At 65.3% G+C, this 21,698-nt stretch carries 27 protein-coding genes; 14 read left to right on the top strand and 13 right to left on the bottom strand.

Annotated elements, in window-relative coordinates; translation table 11 throughout:
• Window positions 1-116: 116 nt before the first annotated feature.
• Together LB564_RS18230 and LB564_RS18225 are read right to left on the bottom strand one after the other, a co-directional pair.
• On the bottom strand, window positions 117-779 hold the full coding sequence (locus tag LB564_RS18230; RefSeq protein WP_140703550.1) for a response regulator: 663 nt from the start codon (window positions 777-779) through the stop codon (window positions 117-119).
• Window positions 776-2,167, bottom strand: a complete 1,392-nt coding sequence (locus LB564_RS18225; protein WP_224539776.1) for a sensor histidine kinase — start codon at window positions 2,165-2,167, stop codon at window positions 776-778. The genes LB564_RS18230 and LB564_RS18225 overlap by 4 nt, the downstream gene beginning before the upstream one ends.
• Before the next feature lie 187 nt (window positions 2,168-2,354).
• On the opposite strand from LB564_RS18225, the gene LB564_RS18220 reads away from it, so the two are divergent.
• From LB564_RS18220 to LB564_RS18205, 4 genes are all read left to right on the top strand, one after another.
• Window positions 2,355-2,693, top strand: a complete 339-nt coding sequence (locus LB564_RS18220) for a hypothetical protein (protein WP_140703972.1) — start codon at window positions 2,355-2,357, stop codon at window positions 2,691-2,693.
• Between the two features lie 40 nt (window positions 2,694-2,733).
• Window positions 2,734-3,435 (top strand): phosphatase PAP2 family protein, encoded by a 702-nt coding sequence (locus tag LB564_RS18215; protein WP_224539774.1) that lies wholly within the window; start codon window positions 2,734-2,736, stop codon window positions 3,433-3,435.
• 94 nt (window positions 3,436-3,529) lie between these two features.
• Window positions 3,530-3,808, top strand: a complete 279-nt coding sequence (locus tag LB564_RS18210; protein WP_140703547.1) for a helix-turn-helix domain-containing protein — start codon at window positions 3,530-3,532, stop codon at window positions 3,806-3,808.
• Between the two features lie 69 nt (window positions 3,809-3,877).
• Window positions 3,878-5,656 (top strand): SulP family inorganic anion transporter, encoded by a 1,779-nt coding sequence (locus LB564_RS18205; protein WP_224539773.1) that lies wholly within the window; start codon window positions 3,878-3,880, stop codon window positions 5,654-5,656.
• On the opposite strand, the gene LB564_RS18200 is transcribed toward LB564_RS18205, so the two are convergent.
• Both LB564_RS18200 and LB564_RS18195 read right to left on the bottom strand, forming a co-directional pair.
• Window positions 5,646-6,251 carry a DNA-3-methyladenine glycosylase gene (locus LB564_RS18200; RefSeq protein WP_224539771.1) on the bottom strand — a complete coding sequence of 202 codons (606 nt, stop codon included), beginning with the start codon at window positions 6,249-6,251 and terminating at the stop codon, window positions 5,646-5,648. The genes LB564_RS18205 and LB564_RS18200 overlap by 11 nt on opposite strands.
• On the bottom strand, window positions 6,248-7,150 hold the full coding sequence (locus LB564_RS18195; RefSeq protein WP_224539769.1) for a LysR family transcriptional regulator: 903 nt from the start codon (window positions 7,148-7,150) through the stop codon (window positions 6,248-6,250). The genes LB564_RS18200 and LB564_RS18195 overlap by 4 nt, the downstream gene beginning before the upstream one ends.
• 135 nt (window positions 7,151-7,285) lie before the next feature.
• Here LB564_RS18195 and LB564_RS18190 point away from each other — a divergent pair, with 135 nt between their 5' ends.
• The 4 genes from LB564_RS18190 to LB564_RS18175 are packed head-to-tail and all read left to right on the top strand — an operon-like array spanning window position 7,286 to window position 10,403.
• A complete protein-coding gene (locus tag LB564_RS18190) occupies window positions 7,286-8,479 on the top strand; it encodes an MFS transporter (protein WP_224539767.1) in 1,194 nt (397 codons plus the stop codon).
• On the top strand, window positions 8,476-8,949 hold the full coding sequence (locus tag LB564_RS18185; RefSeq protein WP_224539765.1) for a cyclophilin-like fold protein: 474 nt from the start codon (window positions 8,476-8,478) through the stop codon (window positions 8,947-8,949). Before LB564_RS18190 ends, LB564_RS18185 begins: the two co-directional genes overlap by 4 nt.
• A gap of 25 nt (window positions 8,950-8,974) precedes the next feature.
• Window positions 8,975-9,376, top strand: coding sequence for a cupin domain-containing protein (locus LB564_RS18180; protein WP_224539763.1), 402 nt, complete (start codon window positions 8,975-8,977; stop codon window positions 9,374-9,376).
• A 10-nt stretch (window positions 9,377-9,386) separates the two neighbouring features.
• Entirely contained in the window at window positions 9,387-10,403 is a 1,017-nt protein-coding gene (locus tag LB564_RS18175) for a zinc-dependent alcohol dehydrogenase family protein (RefSeq protein WP_224539761.1), read from the top strand.
• Between the two features lie 28 nt (window positions 10,404-10,431).
• On the opposite strand, the gene LB564_RS18170 is transcribed toward LB564_RS18175, so the two are convergent.
• Entirely contained in the window at window positions 10,432-11,292 is an 861-nt protein-coding gene (locus LB564_RS18170) for an SMP-30/gluconolactonase/LRE family protein (RefSeq protein WP_224539759.1), read from the bottom strand.
• Window positions 11,293-11,405: 113 nt separating this feature from the next.
• Here LB564_RS18170 and LB564_RS18165 point away from each other — a divergent pair, with 113 nt between their 5' ends.
• Window positions 11,406-12,209, top strand: a complete 804-nt coding sequence (locus tag LB564_RS18165) for a helix-turn-helix domain-containing protein (RefSeq protein WP_224539757.1) — start codon at window positions 11,406-11,408, stop codon at window positions 12,207-12,209.
• An 8-nt stretch (window positions 12,210-12,217) separates the two neighbouring features.
• On the opposite strand, the gene LB564_RS18160 is transcribed toward LB564_RS18165, so the two are convergent.
• From LB564_RS18160 to LB564_RS18150, 3 genes are read right to left on the bottom strand one after another with little or no spacing between them, the layout of a single operon-like run.
• The gene (locus LB564_RS18160; RefSeq protein WP_224539755.1) at window positions 12,218-12,433 is read right to left on the bottom strand and encodes a hypothetical protein; all 216 of its coding nucleotides are present in this window, start codon (window positions 12,431-12,433) and stop codon (window positions 12,218-12,220) included.
• 30 nt (window positions 12,434-12,463) lie between these two features.
• Window positions 12,464-13,402 carry a CHAD domain-containing protein gene (locus LB564_RS18155; protein ID WP_224539753.1) on the bottom strand — a complete coding sequence of 313 codons (939 nt, stop codon included), beginning with the start codon at window positions 13,400-13,402 and terminating at the stop codon, window positions 12,464-12,466.
• Window positions 13,399-13,872, bottom strand: a complete 474-nt coding sequence (locus LB564_RS18150) for a CYTH domain-containing protein (protein WP_224539751.1) — start codon at window positions 13,870-13,872, stop codon at window positions 13,399-13,401. Before LB564_RS18150 ends, LB564_RS18155 begins: the two co-directional genes overlap by 4 nt.
• A gap of 90 nt (window positions 13,873-13,962) precedes the next feature.
• Here LB564_RS18150 and LB564_RS18145 point away from each other — a divergent pair, with 90 nt between their 5' ends.
• The 4 genes from LB564_RS18145 to LB564_RS18130 are packed head-to-tail and all read left to right on the top strand — an operon-like array spanning window position 13,963 to window position 17,718.
• Window positions 13,963-14,718 (top strand): CerR family C-terminal domain-containing protein, encoded by a 756-nt coding sequence (locus LB564_RS18145; protein WP_224539749.1) that lies wholly within the window; start codon window positions 13,963-13,965, stop codon window positions 14,716-14,718.
• Window positions 14,715-15,668: an HlyD family secretion protein gene (locus LB564_RS18140; RefSeq protein ID WP_224539747.1), complete on the top strand. Its 954-nt coding sequence runs from the start codon at window positions 14,715-14,717 to the stop codon at window positions 15,666-15,668. The genes LB564_RS18145 and LB564_RS18140 overlap by 4 nt, the downstream gene beginning before the upstream one ends.
• Window positions 15,665-16,585: an ABC transporter ATP-binding protein gene (locus LB564_RS18135; protein ID WP_224539746.1), complete on the top strand. Its 921-nt coding sequence runs from the start codon at window positions 15,665-15,667 to the stop codon at window positions 16,583-16,585. Before LB564_RS18140 ends, LB564_RS18135 begins: the two co-directional genes overlap by 4 nt.
• Window positions 16,582-17,718 (top strand): ABC transporter permease, encoded by a 1,137-nt coding sequence (locus LB564_RS18130; RefSeq protein ID WP_140703520.1) that lies wholly within the window; start codon window positions 16,582-16,584, stop codon window positions 17,716-17,718. Before LB564_RS18135 ends, LB564_RS18130 begins: the two co-directional genes overlap by 4 nt.
• 83 nt (window positions 17,719-17,801) lie before the next feature.
• Here LB564_RS18130 and LB564_RS18125 read toward each other — a convergent pair whose 3' ends face one another.
• Together LB564_RS18125 and LB564_RS18120 are read right to left on the bottom strand one after the other, a co-directional pair.
• Window positions 17,802-18,776: a threonine/serine dehydratase gene (locus LB564_RS18125; RefSeq protein ID WP_224539744.1), complete on the bottom strand. Its 975-nt coding sequence runs from the start codon at window positions 18,774-18,776 to the stop codon at window positions 17,802-17,804.
• 309 nt (window positions 18,777-19,085) lie between these two features.
• On the bottom strand, window positions 19,086-19,409 hold the full coding sequence (locus LB564_RS18120; RefSeq protein WP_224539742.1) for a hypothetical protein: 324 nt from the start codon (window positions 19,407-19,409) through the stop codon (window positions 19,086-19,088).
• A 163-nt stretch (window positions 19,410-19,572) separates the two neighbouring features.
• Between LB564_RS18120 and mbfA the strand changes: the two genes are divergently transcribed.
• Entirely contained in the window at window positions 19,573-20,556 is a 984-nt protein-coding gene (gene mbfA, locus LB564_RS18115; protein WP_140703515.1) for an iron exporter MbfA, read from the top strand.
• A gap of 171 nt (window positions 20,557-20,727) precedes the next feature.
• Here the strand turns inward: mbfA and LB564_RS18110 are convergent, their stop codons facing one another.
• Genes LB564_RS18110 through LB564_RS18100 form a run of 3 tightly spaced genes read right to left on the bottom strand, consistent with a single transcriptional unit; the run spans window position 20,728 to window position 21,637 of the window.
• Window positions 20,728-21,072: an antibiotic biosynthesis monooxygenase family protein gene (locus LB564_RS18110; RefSeq protein WP_224539739.1), complete on the bottom strand. Its 345-nt coding sequence runs from the start codon at window positions 21,070-21,072 to the stop codon at window positions 20,728-20,730.
• A complete protein-coding gene (locus tag LB564_RS18105) occupies window positions 21,069-21,401 on the bottom strand; it encodes an NIPSNAP family protein (RefSeq protein ID WP_224539738.1) in 333 nt (110 codons plus the stop codon). Before LB564_RS18105 ends, LB564_RS18110 begins: the two co-directional genes overlap by 4 nt.
• A complete protein-coding gene (locus LB564_RS18100; protein WP_224539736.1) occupies window positions 21,398-21,637 on the bottom strand; it encodes a hypothetical protein in 240 nt (79 codons plus the stop codon). Before LB564_RS18100 ends, LB564_RS18105 begins: the two co-directional genes overlap by 4 nt.
• Window positions 21,638-21,698 lie beyond the last annotated feature (61 nt).

The raw sequence follows: 21,698 nt of genomic DNA, 5'->3' as shown, positions 1-21,698 counted from the left end.
CCCCCGGCGGAGGTGACCTCGTTTTGCGCGGCATTCCAGTGCCGCGATACATAACCGCTTTCGCGGGAAAAGCGCGCGGCGAGCGGGCCGGCTGTTCCATTGAACGCTGCCCACCTCTACGGGCGATCCCTCTCGCGGTCGCGAAACTCGCGCATCATCAGGGCCGCTTCGGTGCGGTTCCGCACGTTGAGTTTCGACAGCACCCCCGTCATGTGATGCTTGACGGTCTTCTCCTGCAGCTCCAGGCGCAAGGCCACTTCCTTGTTGCTGAGCCCCTCCGCCACCAGCCGCAGGATTTCGGTCTGTCGACCGGTGAGTTGCCGCAGCCGGTCCGCCATGCCGTTGGCGGGCTGCAGGGACTGAACATCGGAAAGCAGCCGCGCCGATAGCGTCGGCGAAAGATAGCTTTCACCGGCCGCCACGTTGCGCAGGATATCGGCAAGCGCGCGCGACCCGACGCCTTTGAGGATGTAGCCGTGCACCCCCGCGTTCAGGGCCTTGGTGACGTCGGAATTGGCCTCCGACACGGTCAGCATGACGATCTTCTGGGCGGGGTGGTCGGCAAGGATGTTCGCGACCGCGGGCAGGCCGCCGCCCGGCATGGAAATATCGAGCAGCAAGATGTCGGGCTGCACGGTCGAGGCGATGCGTTCCGCATCCTGCGCGGTAGCCCCTTCCCCGACCACCTCGAAGCCTCCTATCTCCGACAGGCTGCGTGTCACACCCTCGCGGAAGAGAGGGTGGTCGTCGACAATGGCGATACGGATGGCGCCCATCATGCTTGCTCCTCGACCGAAAGACGGATCACCAGTTTCGTGCCCTTCGGCCCCGTCAGGGTTTCGAACTGTCCGCCAATGCTTTCAACCCGCTCTCTCAGGCCGGCGAGCCCCAATCCTTCGGCCCGCGCCGGATCGAAACCCGGCCCGCCATCCGACACTTCGACGAAAAGCCTGCCGTTTTTCATGCCCGCGCGCACCGCCTGATCCTTGCCCCGCCCGTGGCGGTAGGCATTGTTCAGCCCCTCCTGCACGAAGCGATAGATGCTGATCTTCTCAGAAGCGCCGGGCTCGGGCAAATGCGCGGGCTGTGTGAGCCTCACCGCCGTGCCCGTCCGGCGCTCATGTTCCTCGACGGCCAGCCGCAACACGTCCGCCACCGCCGCCGTTTCTATCTGCGGCAGGACCAGGCCGGTGCAGATGCCGCGTATTTCGCGCATCGCGTCCTCCAGGGTCTTGCGGATCATCGCGACCTCGGTCGAGCGGCCCTCGCTGGCAAGGCCGTCGCCGGTAAACACGGGACTGTCCATGCGCAGCGCCGCCAGGGCCACGAGCTGGGCCGGGCCGTCATGCAGGTCGGCGCCGATCCGGCGCAGATATCTTTCGTTGAGCGCGGTGGCGCGGCGTGACGCCCGCTGCACGCGGTGCCGCAGGGCGCTGTTCTGCGTCACCAGGTCCTGCAGCTCCGACACCTGGCGGCGCAGCGCCCCGCGCTGGTCGTCGATGGTGCGGCTGCCGCGCAGCACGATGCCCGACAGGAGCAGGAATGCCATCAAGGTGGTGCCGGCCACGACCAGCCAGCTCGACAGCAGCGCCGATGCCAGCGTGGCCTTGAAGTCGCTGGCGACCTCATAGAATTCGGTGACGGCGACCACATCGCCGGACCAGGGTTCGCGCACGGGGTTGTAGATCTCCAGCAACGGCACGCCCGAGGACCGCTCCTTCTCTTCGTTCTCGTCGAACGTATCGAACTGGGCGGTAACGTTGCCCTGGAAGGCGGAACGCAGATTTTCGGTCACCTCGAAGCGCCGGCCTATCAAGGCGGCGTCTTTCGAATAGAGCACGGTGCCGTCGCGGCGCCAGAGCCTGAACGACACCAGGCGTTTGCCGAGCGCGCCCTGGCCGAGCGTCTCGTCGAGCGCCTGCTTGACGGACTCGCTGAGCTCCTCGTTCTTGCGCAGGTCGGGCAACAGCGGCGCGATCACGCTGTCGACGTAGAGCGCCGTCGTGGCGGCCGAATTGCGGGTGACCCCCTCCCGGATCTGCGTCGTCACCCAGGCGCCCACCACCAGCATGACGACCAGCAAGCCGAACCCGCCGGCAACGACGAACTGCAAGGCGAGGGAAAGCTCGCTCCAGCGCCGCGCCAAGTTCTGAAGAATACGAATCATGAGCCCCTGATCGCCCTTTTATCGACAGGCTGGGCGATTTTCACCACATTGAGCCTCAGCCCCGCCGTTGCCAAGACCCTCGTTAGCACGAGGCCGCCATGGGCATGACATCGCTTGACGGACCGGCATGCTTCGGGAACAAGGTCCGCCACGCACGCGGCCAGAGCCGCTTCGAGGGGGACGGACGTTGAGTTTTTCGGGATTGCTGCAGCTTGGCTTTTCGACGGTGATCTTCCTGCTGGCGGCGACCGCCGCCAAGCAATGGGGGCTGGCGCCCAGCCTGGGCAAGATCCTGCTGACGCTGGCACTCTATTCGCTGGGCAATCTGATCATGCTGCGGCTGATCCGCGAGTTCGGCATGTCGGTATCTTTCAGCCTCTCGGCGGTGATCCAGCTGGTCTCGGTCAACGTCGTCGCACTGGTGTTCTTCGGCGAGCGCGTCAATGCGCTGCAGGCGGCCGGCATCGTGCTGGCGGTCGCGGCCGTGGCGCTGATCACGCTTGGCCCCTATCTGCAAGGGCGATGACAAGGGCGATGAAGGGACGATGGTCAGGGATGACGGCTCGATGAAAGATCCCGCAAGCACGCTGCTCAACCGGATCGAATTCCCGGTGCTGCTGGCCGGCCTGGCCATCGCCGGCGGGCTGTGGGGTTTCGTCGAGCTGATGGAGCTGGCACGCGCCACCGCCGCGCATGGTTTCGACACCGAGATCCTGCTCGCCTTCCGCCAGCCGGGCCAGCCCGGCGTTCCCATCGGTCCGCCATGGCTGGAAGGGGCGATGCGCGACATCACAAGCCTTGGCAGCGCCAGCGTGCTGGTGCTGATCACGGCGGCGACCATCGTCTACCTCTTGTTGATCCGGAGGCCGGGGACGGCACTTCTCATGTTCGTCGCCGTCGCCGGTGGCCAGCTTCTGTCCAGCCTGTTGAAAGTCGGCGTCGACCGGCCGCGGCCCGAACTGATCTCGCATCTCGTCAACGAGACCTCGCTCTCCTTCCCGAGCGGCCACGCCATGCTGTCGGCGGTGACCTACTTGACGCTCGGCTCGCTCGCTGCGCGGTTCCTGCGTGGCCGGGCGACCAAGATCTATGTCCTGTCCCTTGCCGTGCTGACAACGGTGCTGGTCGGCGTCAGCCGCATCTATCTCGGCGTCCACTGGCCGTCAGACGTGCTGGCGGGCTGGTGCGCCGGTTTTGCTTGGGCGATGCTATGCTGGCTGGCGGCGCGGATGCTGCAGCGCCGCAAGGTGGTCGGTGAAAGCGAGTGAACTTACATGTCTGATATATGCATGATGATGCTTGAAACATCACAATGATGGTATTATACGTTATATCAGCAGACTCAGACATGGGTTCCGGCCGATGATCACTGCCGCGCAGATGCGTGCCGCAAGGGCCTTGGCCGGCATTGACCAGAAGACGCTCGCCGAGCGCGCCGGCGTCTCGCTTCCGACCATCCAGCGCATGGAAGCGAGCGACGGCGTGGTCAGGGGCGTGGTCGATACGCTGATGAAGGTCATCCAGGCTCTCGACGAGGCCGGGGTGGAGCTGATCGGCGAGAACCATGCCAGCGAACGCGGCGGCAGGGGCGTGCGCCTCAAGTCCGCGGTGCCGCCGGATCCCAAGGCTGAGCCGGCATAAGTCGCGACGGCGACCGCCGACAGTCCTGCCGACGATCCCGCCGCCTTTGCGAGGTGCGGAAGGCAGCCCATGGACCAAGCCCGTCAAGCAGTGCATCAACCGGCCCGTCATCGGGTTCACGGGCCGGCCCGTGGATCGCCTCAAGGGTCGGCAAAACCGACCTTTTCCGAACTGTTCACACCGAAACTGGTGACGGTCTGGCGGGAGGGTTACCACCTGCCGCAATTCAAGGCCGACGTGATGTCCGGCCTGACGGTCGCCATCGTCGCGCTGCCGCTGTCGATGGCAATCGCGATCGCTTCCGGCGTCACGCCGGAACGTGGCCTCTACACTTCCATCGTCGGCGGCTTCCTCATCTCGGCCTTCGGTGGCAGCCGCTTTCAGATCGGCGGCCCGGCCGGCGCCTTCATCGTGCTGGTGGCGGCGACGGTCGCGCGCGTCGGCGTCGACGGCCTGCTGCTGGCGACGATGATGGCGGGCGTGTTCCTGCTGGCCATCGGCTATCTCAGGCTCGGCACCTACATCAAATTCATTCCCTATCCGGTCACCGTCGGCTTCACCGCCGGCATTGCCGTCATCATCTTCTGTGGCCAGATCGTCGAACTGTTCGGGCTGACCATGCCGGTCAGGGAGCCCGGACCGTTCGTCCCCAAGTTGATCGCGCTTGGCGAAGCGTCCGGCACGATCAACCTCGCGGCGACGTCGGTGGCGGTGCTGACCATGGCAACCATCGTTTTCCTGAAGCGCTGGCGGCCGAAATGGCCTTCCATGCTGATCGCCATCGGGCTTGCCTCGATCGTGGTGGCGTTGTTCGCGCTGCCGGCCGCGACGATCGGCACGCGCTATGGCGGCATTCCGCGCAGCCTGCAATGGCCCGGCCTGCCCCCGGTCAGTCTCGACAGGATGATCGAGGTGCTGCCGGATGCCGTCGCCTTCGCGCTGCTCGGCGCCATCGAATCGCTGCTGTCGGCCGTCGTCGCCGACGGCATGACGGGGCGGCGGCATCGGTCGAATTGCGAGCTGGTCGCGCAAGGCTTCGCCAACATCGCGTCCGCCCTGTTCGGCGGCATCTGCGCCACCGGCACCATCGCCCGCACCGCCACCAATGTGCGGGCCGGCGCGCACGGCCCGGTCTCGGGCATGGTCCATTCGGCCATCCTGCTGGTGCTGATGCTGGCGGCCGCACCGCTGGCCAGCTACATTCCGCTCTCCGCCCTTGCCGGCGTGCTGGCGGTGGTCTGCTGGAACATGGTCGAGAAACAGGCCTTCGCCACGCTGCTCAGGGCCTCGCGGGGCGATGCGCTGGTGCTGATGGCGACCTTCCTGATCGTCGTCTTCCGCGACCTGACCGAAGGCATCGTCGTCGGCTTCGCGCTCGGCTCGATCCTGTTCATCGACCGCATGGCGAAGTCAGTCGCGGTCGAGGCGGAGCTGGCCCAGGACGATGTCGCCGACGGCGCCGACGGCGGTCGCGCCTACGATTCCAGCGCGGCTGTCGACGCCGACACCGTCGTCTATCGCATCTCGGGCGCCTTCTTCTTCGGTGCCGCCTCCACCGTCGGCAGTGTGCTCGACCGCATCGCCGACCAGCGCAAGAATTTCATCCTCGACTGTTCGGCCGTGCCGCTTTTCGATTCGACCGCGGTCAATGTCATCGAAAGCGCGGCCCGCAAGGCCAGCCGCGCCGGCGTGCGCTTCATCATATCGGGCGCCTCGCCGCGGATACGGCGCATGCTGATCAACCACGGCGTCAAGCGGCCGCTGGTGACCTACGCCGCCTCGATCCGCGACGCGCGGGCCCAACTGGCGGGAAAACAAGAGGCGGAGAAGCCTCCCCTCAGCGGTTGAGCGACCCCGGGCCGCTGATGAAGGGATTTTTCCTGACATGGAAGCGCAGCAGGCGCTCGGCGTCCTTGGAGATCCCGATCCGGGTGCTCTGTCCGATCTCGCCGGCGTAGTGCCCGTCATCCGCCAGCCATAGCGGGCCTCTCTGGCAAAGGTCGAGCCCGTCGAGCGAACGATCGATCCGCAGTGCCGCGGCCAGTCGTCCCGGCCCGCGCGTCAGGTCGCGCAGCCGTTCTACGCCACGGTTCAGCCGCATGATCGGAATGCCTTCCAGCGGCTCCAGAGCCCGGATCAGAACGCCGGTGCCGATGCCCGGCGCCTCGCTCGAAACATTCAGCATGAACGAGATGCCATAGGCGAGATAGACATAGGCGTGCCCCCGCTCGAGAAACAGCGAGCGGTTGCGCGCCGTCATCCCCCGAAAACCATGTCCGGCGGCATCGCCGACGACATAGGCTTCAGTCTCGACGATCCGGCCGCTGACCTTGCCTTCGGGCAAGTCGCGCACCACCAGCTTGCCGATGAGATGGCGGGCAAGCGCTGCCGTATCGTGCGGCAGTTCTTCCCGCGCGAGCAGGCGGGGCGCGGTCAGGCTCATGATGAGACATCCGTATGGCGCAAGGCATTGGCGATCACCGCGAAGGCAGGTGAGTTCTGCCGCCGGGTCGGATAGTAGAGGTAATAGCCCGGAAACAGCGGGCACCATTCGTCGAGCATCAGCACCAGCCGGCCCGACCGGATCTCGTCGGCCACCAAATTCTCAGGCACATAGGCGATCCCGAGGCCGCTGACGGCGGCGTCGATCATGGGGATCGTCGAATTGAAGGTCAGCTGTCCGTCTATACGCACCCTCAGCTCTCGCCCGTCCCTGGCGAACTCCCAGGCATAGAGGCCGCCCGACCGTGACTGGCGGTGGTTGATGCAATCGTGCTGGACGAGGTCCAGGGGTGTGCCGGGCGCCGGATGCCGGGCGAGATATTCAGGCGACGCGACGACAACCAGCCGCCAGTCGGGGCTGATGCGAATGGCGATCATGTCCTTGTCGACGCTTTCCCCCAGCCGCACGCCGGCGTCGAACCGCTCCTCGACGATGTTGCGGAAGCCATTGTCGACATTCAGTTCGACGTGAATGTCGCGATAGTGCCGCAGGACCGGTTTCAGCTTCGGCCAGACGATCCAGTCCAGCGCGTGATCGGAGAGTGTGATCCGCACATTGCCCGACGGCTTGTCGCGAAACGCCATCAGCGCGTCGATGTCGTTTTCGATATCCTGGATGCGCGGCGCCAAAGCGCGCAGCAACCGCTCCCCGGCTTCGGTCGGCGAGACGCTGCGCGTGGTTCGGGTCAGCAGGCGCAGGCCGAGGCGCGCCTCGAGCTGCTTCACGGTGTGGCTGAGCGTCGACTGGGACGTGCCGAGCTTTGCGGCCGCTTTGGTGAAGCTGCTTTCCTCGGCCACCGCCTGGAACCAGAGCATGTCGTTCAGGTCGCGGCGGTTCATGGCCAGCCCTCGTGTATTATTTATATCAGAATTGGATAAGTCCATGCGAATTACAACGGCTAATCGGGGCAGTCCGGGCGATTTATATAGCCACCAACGAAAACCGTTGGAGGGTCCCGTCGCGGGCCGAGGCGCATGGAAACCACCTATGACAGCCAACTTGCCGAATCACCGAGCGCCTGGGGCGCGGTGATCTGCCTGTCACTGCTCACCTTCGTCCTGGTGGCGTCGGAGTTCATGCCCGTCAGCCTGCTCACGCCAGTCGCCAGGGACCTGGCCATCACCGAAGGCCAGGCCGGCCAGGCGATCTCCGTCTCGGGATTCTTCGCCGTCGTCACCAGCCTGTTCGGCAACGCCCTGCTGTCGAGGCTGGACCGGCGCACGGTCGTCCTTCTCTACACCGTCGTGCTCGTCGTCTCCGGACTGGCGATCACCTTTGCGCCGAACTATCCGGTGTTCATGCTCGGACGGGCCCTGATCGGCGTGTCGATCGGCGGCTTCTGGTCACTGTCGACAGCCATTCTGGCGCGCATCGTCTCGCGCGACGACTTGCCCAAGGCGATCGCCATGCTGCAGGGCGGGACGGCGTTCGCCACGGTCATCGCGGCGCCGCTTGGAAGTTTTCTCGGCGGCCTGATCGGATGGCGCGGCGCCTTCTTCATCGTCGTGCCGATCGGGCTCGCCGCCATCGTCTGGCAACTCGCCGTCCTGCCCAGCATGCCCGCCGAAGAACCCGTCTCGGCCAGGCGCATGTTCGGCCTTCTCGGCAACCGCGCCTTCGCCATCGGCATGGCGGCCACCACGCTCGCCTTCATGGGCCAGTTCTCCCTTTCCACCTACCTGCGTCCATTTCTCGAAGGCGTCACCGGGCTCGACGTGAACACGCTCTCGATGGTCCTGCTCGGGCTCGGGCTGGCGGGCCTCGTCGGCACGTCGCTCGTCGGTTTCGCCCTGCGCTCGCATCTGGGCGCCGTGCTCATTGGCCTGCCGGCTATCCTTACGCTCATCGCGCTGCTGTTGATCGCGCTTGGCCCCTTCGCCGCCGCGACCGCGATCCTGCTCCTGCTGTGGGGATTGTTCACCACGCCCATTCCGGTGGCATGGAACACGTGGATGGCCAAGGTCATCCCGAACGATCTCGAGGCGGGCGGAGGCCTGCAGGTCGCGCTGATCCAGTTCGCCATCACTTTCGGCGCGTTTGCCGGCGGGTTGCTGTTCGACACCGCCGGCTGGTGGAGCCCCTTCGCCCTCGCCGCCTTGCTTCTCCTCGGCTCGACGCTATTTGCCGTCGCGGCGGCGACCTCCACCTTGGCGAGCCGACAGTCGTGACACGACGACAGGTCACCCGACGCACGCTGCTCTGGGCCGCGATCGCGCAGGCGGCGGTCTTGCCTGGACAGGCTTTCGGGCAGCAAGGCGCCGACCCGGCAAGCCAGGAGCCCACGGACATGAAGATCAGGATCGGCTTCAACGGGCAGACGATGACGGCCACGCTGTACGACAATCCCTCGGCACGGGATTTTCATGCCTTGCTGCCGCTGGATCTGACGATCGACAACTACGCCGGCAACGAGAAGATCGCCTATCTGCCGCGCAAGCTCACCGAACAAGGCAGCGGTTCGTTCGGCAACGAACGGCCCGGCGACCTCTGCTACTTCGCGCCCTGGGGCAATCTGGCGTTGTTTTATGCCGGGTATAGCTGGTCAACCGGGCTGATCCGGCTCGGGCGCCTCGACGACGGATTCGAGCCCCTGCTGACGCGCGGAGAATTCCCCCTGCGCATCGAGCGCATTCACTGACACCAGGAAAGGAAAGGGTTGTTCCATGGATATCCAACGCGCCGGCGCCAAGCCGTCCGCCAAGGGACCCGCCGAGTGGTTCACCGGCACGGTCCGCATCGATCCCCTGTTTTCCGCGCCTGCCCCGGCACGCGCCGCGGGCGCCGCCGTCACATTCGAGCCAGGCGCACGCACGGCCTGGCACACCCATCCGCTCGGCCAGACACTGATCGTCACGGCTGGCCTGGGCCGTGTGCAGCGCGAAGGCGGTCCCGTCGAGGAAATCCGCCCCGGCGACGTCGTCTGGTTCGCGCCTGGCGAAAGACACTGGCACGGCGCCAGTCCGAGCACGGCAATGACGCACATCGCCATCCAGGAAGCGCTCGACGGCAAGGCGGTCGACTGGCTCGATCACGTCACCGATGCGCAATACGACACCAACCGATAGGAGACGTTCCATGCGCGGCACCGTTCTTTACAGCCCCGGCGACATTCGCTGCGAGGAAGTGGCGGATCCCGAGATCCTGCTGCCCACCGACGCGATCGTGCGATTGTCGGCGACCTGCGTCTGCGGATCGGATCTGTGGCCCTATCGCGGCCTGCAACCGATCGCCGAGCCCGCCCATATGGGCCACGAATATTGCGGTGTCGTCGAGGAGGTCGGCAGCGCGGTTCGAACCATCCGCCCGGGCCAGTTCGTGGTCGGGTCGTTCGCGACCTCCGACAACACCTGCCCCAATTGCCGCAACGGCTATCAGTCGTCATGCCAGCACCGGACATTCATGACCGGCGCCCAGGCGCCTTTCCTGCGCGTGCCGCTGGCCGACGGCACCTTGGTGGCGCTGTCCGATCAGCCTTCGGCCGAGATGATCCCGAGCCTGCTCGCCACGTCCGACGTGCTGGGCACCGGCTGGTTCGCCGCCGACGCCGCCAACGTAAAACCAGGGTCGACGGTCGCGGTGGTCGGCGACGGCGCGGTAGGCCTGCTTGCCGCGCTTTCCGCCAGGCAGATGGGCGCCGAGCGCATCATCGTCATGAGCCGGCACGAGCCGCGCCAGAAGCTCGCCTTGGAATTCGGCGCCACCGACATCGTCACCGAGCGCGGTGAGGAAGGCGTCGCCCGCATCCTGGACATGACCGGCGGCATCGGCGCCGACTCCGTGCTCGAATGCGTCGGCACGCAGGAATCGATGAAGCAGGCGATCGGTTCGACCCGCAAAGGCGGTTACGTCTCCTATGTCGGCGTCCCGCACCAGGTGCAACTGGATGGGCAACAGCTGTTCTTCGCCCATGTGCACCTGCATGGCGGCCCGGCACCCGTGCGCCGCTACCTGCCCGAACTGATCGCCCTCGTCACCGAGGGCAAGATCAATCCCGGCAAGGTGTTCGACCTGGTCCTGCCGCTCGACCAGGTGGCCGAAGGCTACAAGGCCATGGACGAGCGCCGCGCCATCAAGACGCTGCTGCGGGTCTGACCATCACCCCTGCTACGCCTCGCGGCGCTCAATCGATCTTGAACGCCGCGACCTCGCCCTCGTTCATCAACGGCACGTAGAGGATCGACTTGCCGTCGGTGCCGATGTCGGCGCTGCCCGGCTTGAAATGCGCTACTTCTTCCGGCGCGCCGCCTTCCCTGTAACGATAGAGCGTGCCGGTCATGTAGGCGGTGGCGTAGACGGTGTCGCCAATGGCGATGACGCCGTCGAGGTCGGCGAATTTCTGCGCCCCCGCCAGCGGCGTCACTGCCTTGCTGGCGAGGTCCACCGCCAGCAGCCCGCCCGGCTCGGCCGTGCTGAAGTCGGCCTTGATGCCCTTGCCCCATGAGGCGACGATGAGCCTGTCGCCATCGGCGAAGACGCCGTTGGGCGAGGCGATTAGCGGGTCCCTGACGAACAGCTCCGGCCTGTCGCCGTCGATGCGGTAGATCGCATCCGCCAGCATATCGGTGACGTAGACGTGGCCGGAAGCGTCCGCCGTCATGTCGTTGAGGAACACGGCATTCGGCACCGCGATGCTGGCGATCAGTTTGCCGCTGGCGAGGTCGACGACGCGGACCTTGGTGATGTCGGCGACATAGAGTTTGCCGCCCGCTATCGCCATGCCCTTTGGCGCGTCCATGCCGTCCGTCCAGTGCTGGGTCACTGTCTTGCCGTCGAGGGACAGCACGCTGAGATAACCATTGCCGTCGGCATCGCCCGGATTGCCCACGATGTTGGAAACGATGACGCGGCCGTTGGCGGCGTCGAACAGCGCCGATTCCGGCTGCTCGAGGCCCGTGGCGCGCCAGAGCTCTGCGGCTTGGGCGACTGGCGGGGCGGCGATTCCGATGGCCGCGGAAAAAGCGGTAGCGATGAGGCGTTTCATGTCCGGTCTCCTGTGATGACGGCGGAGACCTATGATTTTCGATACTTTCCGGGAAGGGCAATTGCCGCTAGTATCGAATACCGATACGAAACTTCCGGCAACAGGTGCATTCCATGAACGGTCTGATCTTCGAGGCGCTGAAACGGACGCTGAAGGCCAAGGGCGTCACCTATCGCGAACTCGCCGAACGCATGGGCGTTTCCGAGCCGACGGTGAAGCGCATCTTCCATGACAAGAACTGCAAGCTCGACCGTCTGGTGGAGATCTGTGCTGCCGCCGGCGTGGAGCTGGAAAACGTGCTCGGCTCGATGAGCAGGGGGCCGGGACCGGTCAACCGCGTCGCACCCGAGATCGAGCGCCGGCTCGCCGGCCGTCCGGCACTGCTGTTCGTCTTCGTCATGCTGTCGGAAAAATTCACGCCTGAAGGCATCATGCGCTCGCAAGGCTTGAGCGAAGCCTCGATGTTCCTCTATCTGCGCGATCTCGAGGAACTCGGCCTGATCGCGCTCGGCCGTGGCCTGTCGGCAAGGCTCTTGGTCGAAACGCCGATCCAGTGGAATTTCGAGGGGCCGCTGAGGCCGCTGTTCGAGATGACCAACAAGAATTTCATCGGCTGGGCGATCACCCATATCGAGAAGGAAGCGACCTTCGTCAGCTTCTCCAGGCGGATGCGGCCGGAAACGGCGGAGATGGTGCGGCGCGAGGCCGAGGAGCTGGCCGATCGCGCCAAACTCTTGGCCCATCACGACCAGCACACCACGCCGGAAGATGGGCTGGTCGGCTACAAATGGACGTTTGCCTTCGGCGCCACGCCGTTCGAGGCGATCATGCCGATCGGCCCGCATGCGCGGGATGCCGGCGCGCGGACGAAGGATCAGCCTTCCCTGGTCAAAAAGCGGCCGCCGCTGCCGGCATAGGCCATCGGTCAATAGTTGGCGCCGCCGCCGCAATCGCATTCGGCCTCGCTGGCCTTTTCGTTCCAGCCGCTGCCAACATAGGAGTAGCTTCTGCTGGAGCGGAAATGGTGGCCGCCGCGGTCGATATGTTCCCACAGCGTGGTGGTGCAGCCGCGCTTGACCTTGAACGACGACACCTTGTCGTTCCATGACGGTTCGTAGATGAAGCGGTGAATGTACAGCAATTGTGGTGAAGCAACAAACAGGAAGTTTATTTAGGCGGCGGCCAGATCGTCCGTGGTCGAGGCACCGGCGAGATCGTCGCGCGCCTTGCGGGCAAGCCTTTTCGTCGAGCGCTTGGGACTGTCGCCAAACAGTTCGGTCGCTTCGGCAAGGCAGGCCTTCTTCAGGCTCTTTTCGGAGCGCTTCAGCAGCTTGCCTAGAAGTTTTGTGTCCTCTGGCGGGCCAAGCGGCTGGTCGTCGGCCTCGAGCAGCGCGCGCATGACGAAAACGTCGTGCAGTTCGCCGAGCCGCTCGCCCAGCGCGTCGACGGCCTTGCGCCGCGCCTTGATCGGGCTCGGCCACAGCCTGCCCAGCAGTGACAGGTGCATGCCATGTGTCTTGGCAGCCTTCCGCAGGTCGTGGAAATCGTCGGCCTCGCCACGCGCGCCGGCCTTGTCGAGCGCCTTCCTGGCACGGCGCAAGGTGACGCGCGCGCCTTCGGCAAGCACGTCGGCAGCCTGTTCCGGCTGGCCGGGCAGGGCAAGGGTTTCGATGCGCTTCATGCCCTCTTCGCAAGCGGCGGTGGCCGCGCCGATCGCTGCCCGCAGCCCGGCGCCTTCGTGCAGATCATGCTGGCGTGCGATCAGCCTGTCGCGCACGGCATCGAGCCCGCCATCGGCGCTTTCCCTGGCAAAACCCGCCGCAAGCCGGTCGATGGTTTCGATCAGCGCTGTCGCTTCGCGCGGGCCGGCAAGCAGCGCGGCGACATTGCGATAGCATTGGTTTTCCGTGGCGCAGAATGTTTCGTCTCCGGAACGAACAAGGCGCAGCAAGGCACGCGCGCTCTTCAGCCGCTTACGGCATTTGTGCAGCCCCTGCTCCGGCCGGGTGCGCGCCACATCCAGATGCAGGAGCGCCTTGCCGATTTCCTCGGCAAGGATACGCCTGACCTCGCCGGTCAGCGGCAGGCGCGGATCTATGCGAAAGCTCATGCGGCGATCTCCGGTATCCCCCCGAGGGCGAGCGACGCGTTGTAAAATTTCTGCTCGCCGGTGACTTCACGGCCGAGCCAGTCAGGCAGCATTTCGTCCGGAACGTCTTCCGGAGTCTCGAGCTCGGCCACCACAAGTCCCGCCAGTGCGCCGCCAAAGACATCGACTTCATAGAGATAGCCGCGATGCCTAACATGGTGACGTGTCTTCTCGATGACACGTCCGATGGCGAAGTCCAGCATCTCCACAGCCTCCTCCAGCGGGACCGGATATTCGAATTCGTCGCGTTCGCGCGCTCTGCTGCCGAATTTGAGCGTCAGCCTGGCCGAGGCGCCATCGCTGATGCGGATACGGACGGTTCGTCCGGGTGCCGTGGCGAGATAGAACTGGAGAATGCGGATCTCCGCTTCCACCAGATCCCGCCATGCGGTGCTGGAGACCAGGAACTTACGCTCGACTTCCTTGCCCATGGCCGCGCACTAAAGCGTTTGCCGCGCGCGATGGCAAGACGCCCTCGCTTATAAGTTGACTTTAATCAATCGATTGATTAAAGTCCTGTCATGATCAAAATGCCAGATGCCAAGCCGCCCCGACGCGAGACGTCCCCGGCGGAGCTGACGCGGGCGGCGCTCGTCCAGGCGGCGCTGAAACTGTTCGGACGGCAAGGTTTCGACGGCACCTCGACGCGCGAGCTGGCGGCCGAGGCTGGGGCAAATATCGGCTCCATCGCCTATCATTTCGGCGGCAAGGAAGGTCTTCGCGCCGCCGCCGCCGACTTCATCGTCGAGACCATTCAGGCAGTCGCTGGCCAGGCACTGGGCGCCGGCCAAGCACTGGGCGCCGGCCAAGCACTGGGCGCCGGTCAGACGCTCGATGGACAGGCCGTGACGGCTGGCGATCCGGAGGCGGCGCGGGCACAGCTCATCGCGGCGCTGGAGCGGATGGTCGGCTTTGTCGTGGCGAGCCCCCAGGCCGGCGAGATCGTGCAGTTCGTGCTGCGCGAGCTGTCGCATCCGACGGCGGCGCTCGACCGCATCTATGACGGCGTCTTCGAGCCGGCGCATCGCCGGTTGTGTTTGCTGTGGGAACAGGCCACCGGCGAGCCGGCCGAGAGCGAACGCACCCGGCTCACCGTGTTTACGCTGATCGGCCAGGTCATCTATTTCCGCATCGGCCGCGAGGCTGTCATGCGCCGCATGGGCTGGCACGACATCGGGGCCGCCGAGGCCGCCAAGGTGGTGGCCGTCACCACGGACAACCTCGGCGCCATGCTGGCCGCCCGAAAGGGGGCAGGGATGAAGGGATCAAGACAATGAGCTTCCTGTGTTCGCTGCCACTCGCCGCTCAACTGTTCGGCGCCTGCGCGCCGGCGGCCCCGCTCGCCGTCGGCTATGTCGAGGGCGATTATGTGCTCCTGGCGCCGATCGAGGTGGCACAGGTCGAGACGGTGACGGTCAAGCGCGGCGACCGCGTGACACCGGGAGCCACCGTGGTGACGCTTGAAAATGCCGACGCCAAGATCGCGGTGGCGCAGGCGCAGGCAGCCCTTGCGCAGGCGCAGGCGCAGTATGCCGACCTCCAGGTCGGCAAGCGCCCGGAGGAAATCGCCGTGCTGAAGGCCGAGGTCGACATGACCAGGGCACAGGCCGCCGACGCCAGGCGAAAGTTCGACCGCGCCAGCGACCTGTTCAAACGCGGCGCCGGCACGCAAGCTGATTTCGACACGGCTTCCGCGACGCTGGAGACGGCCAATGCGCAGGTCGGCCAGGCGGAGGCCAACCTTGCGGTCGGCGGGCTGCCGGCGCGCGCCGAAACGATCAAGGCCGCCGACAACCAGGTCAAACAGGCACAGGCGGCGCTGGATCAGGCGCAATGGCGGCTCTCCAAACGGGTGTTGGCTGCCCCGTCGCCCGGCCGCGTCAACGACGTCATCCGCAACCCCGGCGACACGGCGGGTCCGACCGCGCCTGTCATCTCGGTGCTCCCCGACGGCGCGGTGAAGCTCAGCGTCTATATTCCCGAAAGCGCCTTCTCCTCGGTCAAGGTCGGCAGCCTGCTCAGCGTCCATTGCGACGGCTGCGGCGAGGGCGTGAAAGCGCGCGTCAGCTATATCTCGCCCGATCCCGAATTCACGCCGCCGGTGATCTACTCCCTCGAAAACCGGCAGAAGCTTGTCTACCTCGTCGAGGCGCGGCCGGAGGGCGATACGGGTCCACTGCAGCCCGGCCAGATCGTCGACGTCGATCTCGCGGGAACGGCGAAATGAACGCCATCGACGTTCACGGCCTGGTCAAGCGCTTCGGCGACAAGACCGTCGTCGACCATGTGACCATGTCGGTCGCCGAGGGCGAAATCGTCGGCTTCCTCGGCCCCAACGGCTCGGGCAAGACCACCACCATCCGCATCATGTGCGGCCTGCTGACGCCGGACGAGGGCGACGGCACGGTGCTGGGTTTCAACATCCGCACGGACAGTCTCAAGATCAAACGTGAAGTCGGCTACATGACGCAGAAATTCTCGTTCTACGAGGATCTGACGATCGGCGAGAACCTCGAATTCGTGGCGCGGCTCTACCGGCTGAGGCCGGTCGAGGAGTATGTCTCGCGCACGCTGGAGGAACTTGGGCTCACCACGCGCCGCAACCAGCTTGCCGGCACCTTGTCCGGCGGCTGGAAGCAGCGGCTGGCACTCGCCGCCTGCATCATGCACAAGCCTAGACTGCTCCTGCTCGACGAGCCGACCGCCGGCGTCGACCCGAAGGCGCGGCGCGAATTCTGGGACGAGATCCATCGCCTGGCCAGCGGCGGGCTCACCGTGCTGGTCTCCACCCACTACATGGACGAGGCCGAGCGCTGCCACCGCATCTCCTACATCTCCTACGGCAAGATGCTGGCCACCGGCACCGTCGCCGAGGTGGTGAAGAATGCGGGCCTGACCACCTTCGTGCTGCAGGGTCCAAAGCTCGACCAGGTGGCGCAGGCGCTGCAAGGCCGCCCCGGCGTCGACCAGGTGGCGCCGTTCGGCGCAACGCTGCATGTCGTCGGCTCCGACAGGAAGAAGCTGGAAGCCGCCCTTGCCGATGTCGAGAGACAGCACAAGGGCGTGACGGTGACGCCGGGCGAAACCAGCCTGGAGGACGTCTTCATCCAGTTCATGGCGGGTTCGAAGGACAATATGGCATGAACAGCGTCTTTTCCTTCGCCAGGCTCGGCGCCTTGCTGATCAAGGAATTCATCCAGATGCGGCGCGACCGCATCACTTTCGCCATGATGCTGGGCGTGCCCCTCATCCAGCTCGTCCTGTTCGGCTACGCCATCAACAACGATCCGAAGAGCCTGCCGGCGGCCCTGGTGGCGACCAGCAGCGACCCCTACACCCGCGCCATGGTCTCGGCGCTGCAGACCACCGGCTATTACCGCTTCGACCATGTCGCGCAAAGCGCTGATGAGGCCGAGTTCCTGATGGCGCGCGGCGATGTCGCCTTCGTCGTCACCATCCCCGCCGACTTCGCCCGGCGTGTCGAGCGCGGCGACAAGCCACAGATCCTGATCGAGGCCGATGCCACCGATCCGGCGGTTGCCAGCGGCGCCATCTCGACGCTCGGCACCATCGCCGGCCAGGCGCTGCTGCGGGCACAGGGCACGCAGGAAGCCGCCGCTGAGGCCGCCAGGGGACAGCTCGATGTCGTCGTCCACCGCCGCTACAATCCCGAAGGCATCTCGCAATACAACATCGTGCCCGGCCTGCTCGGCGTCATCCTGCAGATGACCATGGTGATGATGACCTCGATCGCGCTGACGCGCGAGACCGAGCGCGGCACGATGGAGAACCTCCTGGCGATGCCGTCGAGCCCGCTGGAGATCATGATGGGCAAGGTGCTGCCCTATCTGGCGGTCGGCGCGGTGCAGGTGGTGGTGGTGCTGGCGGCGTCGAAGCTTCTGTTCGCGATCCCCTTCACCGGCTCGATGACGCTTCTCCTGTCGGCGGTGCTGGTGTTCGTGCTGTCCCTGGTTCTGCTCGGCTATACGATCTCGACCATCGCGCGCACGCAGATGCAGGCCCTTCAGCTCACCTTCTTCTTCTTCCTGCCGTCGATCATGCTGTCGGGCTTCATGTTCCCCTATCGCGGCATGCCGGACTGGGCGCAGACCTTCGGCGAGATCTTTCCGCTGACGCATTTCCTGCGCATCACCCGCGCGGTGATGCTGAAGGGCGCCCAACTGCCGGCGGTGGCGACCGAGATCGGCTGGCTGGTGGTCTTTGTCGCATTGTTTGCCGGCGTGGCGTTGGTGCGCTTCAGGCGGACGCTGGACTGAGGAGAGCTTGCCCAGGTGCCTGGAGCCGCCCGAATTCCTCGTGCGGGAGGTGCGGAGATCACACGGGCAGGGACGACGACGCTCTATGCCGCCATGATCCCGGCATAGGTGCCGAAATCGACATTGCCGCCCGACAGCACCACGGCAACGCATTTGCCCGACAGGTCGATCTCGCCCGATGACAGGGCTGCCAGCGCGACGCAGCCGCCGGGCTCGACCACCAGCTTGAGGTAGGCCATGGCGTCGCGCATCGCCTGCGCCGTCGCCTTGTCGGAAACCGCGATGGCGCCGGCGAGGTTGCGGCGGTTGATCTCGAAGGTGATGGCACCCGGCTCGGCGGTGAGGATGGCGTCGCAGATCGAACTGTGGCCCGGCTCGTTCGAAACCCTGGCGCCCGCCGCCAGCGAGCGGCGCGTGTCGTCGAAATGCTCGGGCTCGACCGCCCAGATCGCGGTGCCGGGCGAGGCATCCTTGACCGCGACGGAAATGCCGCTGGTCAGGCCACCACCGCCGCAGGGGATGACGACCGCGTCGAGCGATACGCCGAGCGCCCGCGCCTGCTTCACCAGCTCCAGTCCGATCGTGCCTTGGCCGGCAATGATGGCCGGGTCGTCGAAGGGCGGCACCAACGCCATGCCCTTGTCCAGATAGGGACGGATCACTGTCATGCGGTCGTCCTTGAAACGGTCGAACGGCACCACCTCCGCTCCCATCTTGCGGACATTGGCGATCTTCATGTCAGGCGCGTCCGCTGGCATGGCGATGACCGCCTTGACGCCGAACATCGCGGCGGAAGCTGCCACCCCTTGCGCGTGGTTGCCCGAGGAGAAAGCAACGACGCCACGGGACCGCTCCTCCTCGCTCAGCGTCGACAGCTTGTTGTAGGCGCCGCGGAACTTGAACGAGCCGGTGCGCTGCAGCGTCTCCGGCTTGAACAGGATGCGGCCGCCGAACCGCCTGCTCAGCTCGGCCGATTCGATCAGGGGGGTTTCGACGATCAGGCCCGAGAGGCGTGCGGCGGCGGCGTGGATATCGGCGATGCCGGGAGGGGTGGTCATGGCGGGTCCTGCGGAGTGTGATCGCGCCATGGTGCACGCAAAGAGCCGTGCGATGCCAACGAAAAGATGTGATGGTTACAAAGTTTGGCAATGCGACGAGGTGCCAAGTGTCGCTAGCGTTGCGGCCTGCACACCCCCCTCTGTTCTGCCGGACATCTCCCCCGCAAGGGGGGAGATTGGCAGTTCATGCGTCGCGCTTTGAGATCTTGGAGATTGGCGAAGGCCGAAGCCACATCCGATCTCCCCCCTTGCGGGGGAGATGGCCGGCAGGCCAGAGGGGGGTGCTGTCCCGCCGACATTTCGGCAAATTCACCCCAGCAGCGTCCTTTGCCTCTTCGTCCCGCCAAGCTTGCGCCAATTGTTGAAGCGGTGCGTGGCGGCGGCGAACGAGATCTTCATCTGCTGGGCCACCGAATAGCGCGACTTGCCTTCGTCGAACATGCGGTAGCAGCACTCGACGCCTTCCTCGGTCAGCTTGCCGTCCGGGGCCTTGTTGTGCGGATTGGCGGGGTCGAATTTCTCGATCTGCTGTTCGACCAGCGCCTTCAGGCGTTGCAGGTCGGCTTCTATGCTGGCGATGAGGTCGAGAACAGGCTTGGCGTCATAGGCATGCGGAGGCTTCTTGGCCGTCATCTGTCGTTTCCTTTTCTGGCTTGGCTCCGACATATAGGTGAACATTCGCTGATAATGAAGAGCCGGACGCTTCAACAAATCTTGACCCGCGATCACCGGCGCGGTTGACCGAGGTCACCGTAAACCCTAGTTTAGAACAATTCTAAACTAGGGTAATTTCCTCATGCTTTCCCGTGTTTTCGGCTTCGGCCGTCGCTCTTTCGAATCGTTGTCCGAACAGGAGATCCTGGCGCTCGCCATTTCATCGGAGGAAGATGACGGGCGCATCTACCGGGCCTATGCGGACGGGCTGGCCGAGACTTTTCCGCAATCGGCCAAGGTTTTCGAGGCCATGGCCGAGGAGGAAGACGGCCATCGCGACTCCCTGATCGAACTCTTCCGCAAGCGTTTCGGCGAGCGCATTCCGCTGATCCGCCGCGAGCATGTAAAGGGCTATTACGAGCGCAAGCCTGACTGGCTGGTGCGGCCGCTCGGCATCGAGGCCGTGCGCCGCCAGGCCGAGGCGATGGAGCGGCAGGCCTATCTGTTCTATGTCGAGGCGGCCAAGCGCACGTCGGATGCCTCGACCCGCAAACTGCTCGACGATCTGGCCGTGGCCGAACAGAGCCATGAAAGCTCGGCGCATGCGCTGGAGCAGGAACATGTTCCAGGCGACGTCAGGGTCGAGGAGGCGACGGCCGAGCAGCGCCAGTTCATCCTCACCTATGTGCAACCGGGCCTGGCCGGGCTGATGGACGGCTCGGTGTCGACGCTGGCGCCGATCTTCGCCGCCGCCTTCGCCACGCATGACACCTGGCAGACGCTGCTGGTCGGGCTTGCCGCCTCGATCGGCGCCGGCATTTCGATGGGCTTCACCGAGGTCGCTTCCGACGACGGCAAATTGTCGGGCAGGGGCTCGCCGATCAAGCGTGGCCTGACCGTCGGCATCATGACGACGCTCGGCGGTCTCGGCCACGCGCTGCCTTACATCATCCCGCATTTCTGGACGGCCACCGCCGTTGCCGCCGTGGTGGTGTTCTTCGAATTGTGGGCCATCGCCTTCGTCCAGAACCGCTACATGCAGACCCCCTTCCTGCGCGCCGCCTTCCAGGTGGTTCTGGGCGGCGCCCTGGTGTTCGCGGCCGGCGTGCTGATCGGCAATGCGTGAACTTTTCCCTTCTCCCCTTGTGGGAGAAGGTGGATCGGCGCGTAGCGCCGAGACGGATGAGGGGTGTTCCAGCGGAGTGAGACGTCGGCATTCCCTGGAACACCCCTCATCCGACCTCGCTTCGCGAGGCCACCTTCCCTCACAAGGGGGGAAGAAGAGCCGCGCCTCTCCTCACCCATTCACCGCGCGGCTGTCCGCCGGCGCCTCGTCGCGTTCCGTCAGCCCGTAATCTCGCACCACATCGGCGATCCGTAATCGATAGCCGGCAAATATACCGCCGCGCCCCGCCTGCTGCGCCTGCCGGTGTTCTTCCGTATTGCGCCATGCCTTGACCGCCTCCTCGTCGCGCCAGAATGACAGCGACAGCACGCGGTTCGGGTCGGCCAGGCTCTGGAAGCGCTCGATGGAGATGAAGCCATCGATGCCGTCGAGTAGCGGCCGCAGGCTGGCCGCGATGCCGAGATAGGCCTCGCGCTTGCCCTCCGCCGGCTGAACTTCGAAGATGACGGCGATCACGGCAGTACCAGCTTCGCATGCGGGCCGGAGACGTGCTTCAGGAACATGCGGTCCTCCTTGACGATAAATCGTTCGCGGCGGGCGAATTCGTAGTTTGCCTTGCCGGCGGGGTCGGCGGCAAGCCGGGCGCGATAGGCTTCGTAGGCCGCCAGGCTTTCGATGTTATAGGCGGCATAGGCGGTCGTGGCCGAGCCTTCATGCGGCGCGAAATAGCCGATCAGATCGGCACCGCAGCGCGGAATGGCCTGGCCCCAGTTGCGGGCATACTCCTCGAAAGCCGCCTTGCCGAACGGGTCGATCTCGTAGCGGATGAAGCAGGTGATGGTCATTTTTTCTCCTCTGAGTGTGCATCGATAATTCGAGCGACGTCGAAACGTCGCGCCGGCCGATCTGCTAGGCCTGCCAGAAGGGCTTCGCGCATTCGCGGCGCACGTCCTGCCGTGTTCTCGGCAAGGTCGAGCCGCTGCAGATGGCGGTCATACCAGCGGGCCAGCAGCCCCAGCCGGACCCAGGCGACGAACGGGAACGGGCTGCGGCTGGCGAGCGGGGTGGAAGCGGATGTCATCGTCGTCTCCTTGATCTGACCGCAGAATAGTGGTTATCTGACGAGAATACTTCGATGGAGG

It is taken from the genome of Mesorhizobium sp. ES1-6, assembly GCF_020164775.1.
In the GTDB taxonomy this organism is placed as follows: domain Bacteria; phylum Pseudomonadota; class Alphaproteobacteria; order Rhizobiales; family Rhizobiaceae; genus Mesorhizobium.
Note: the sequence above shows the minus strand (reverse complement) of the source record. Positions and strands in the feature narration are given on the sequence as shown.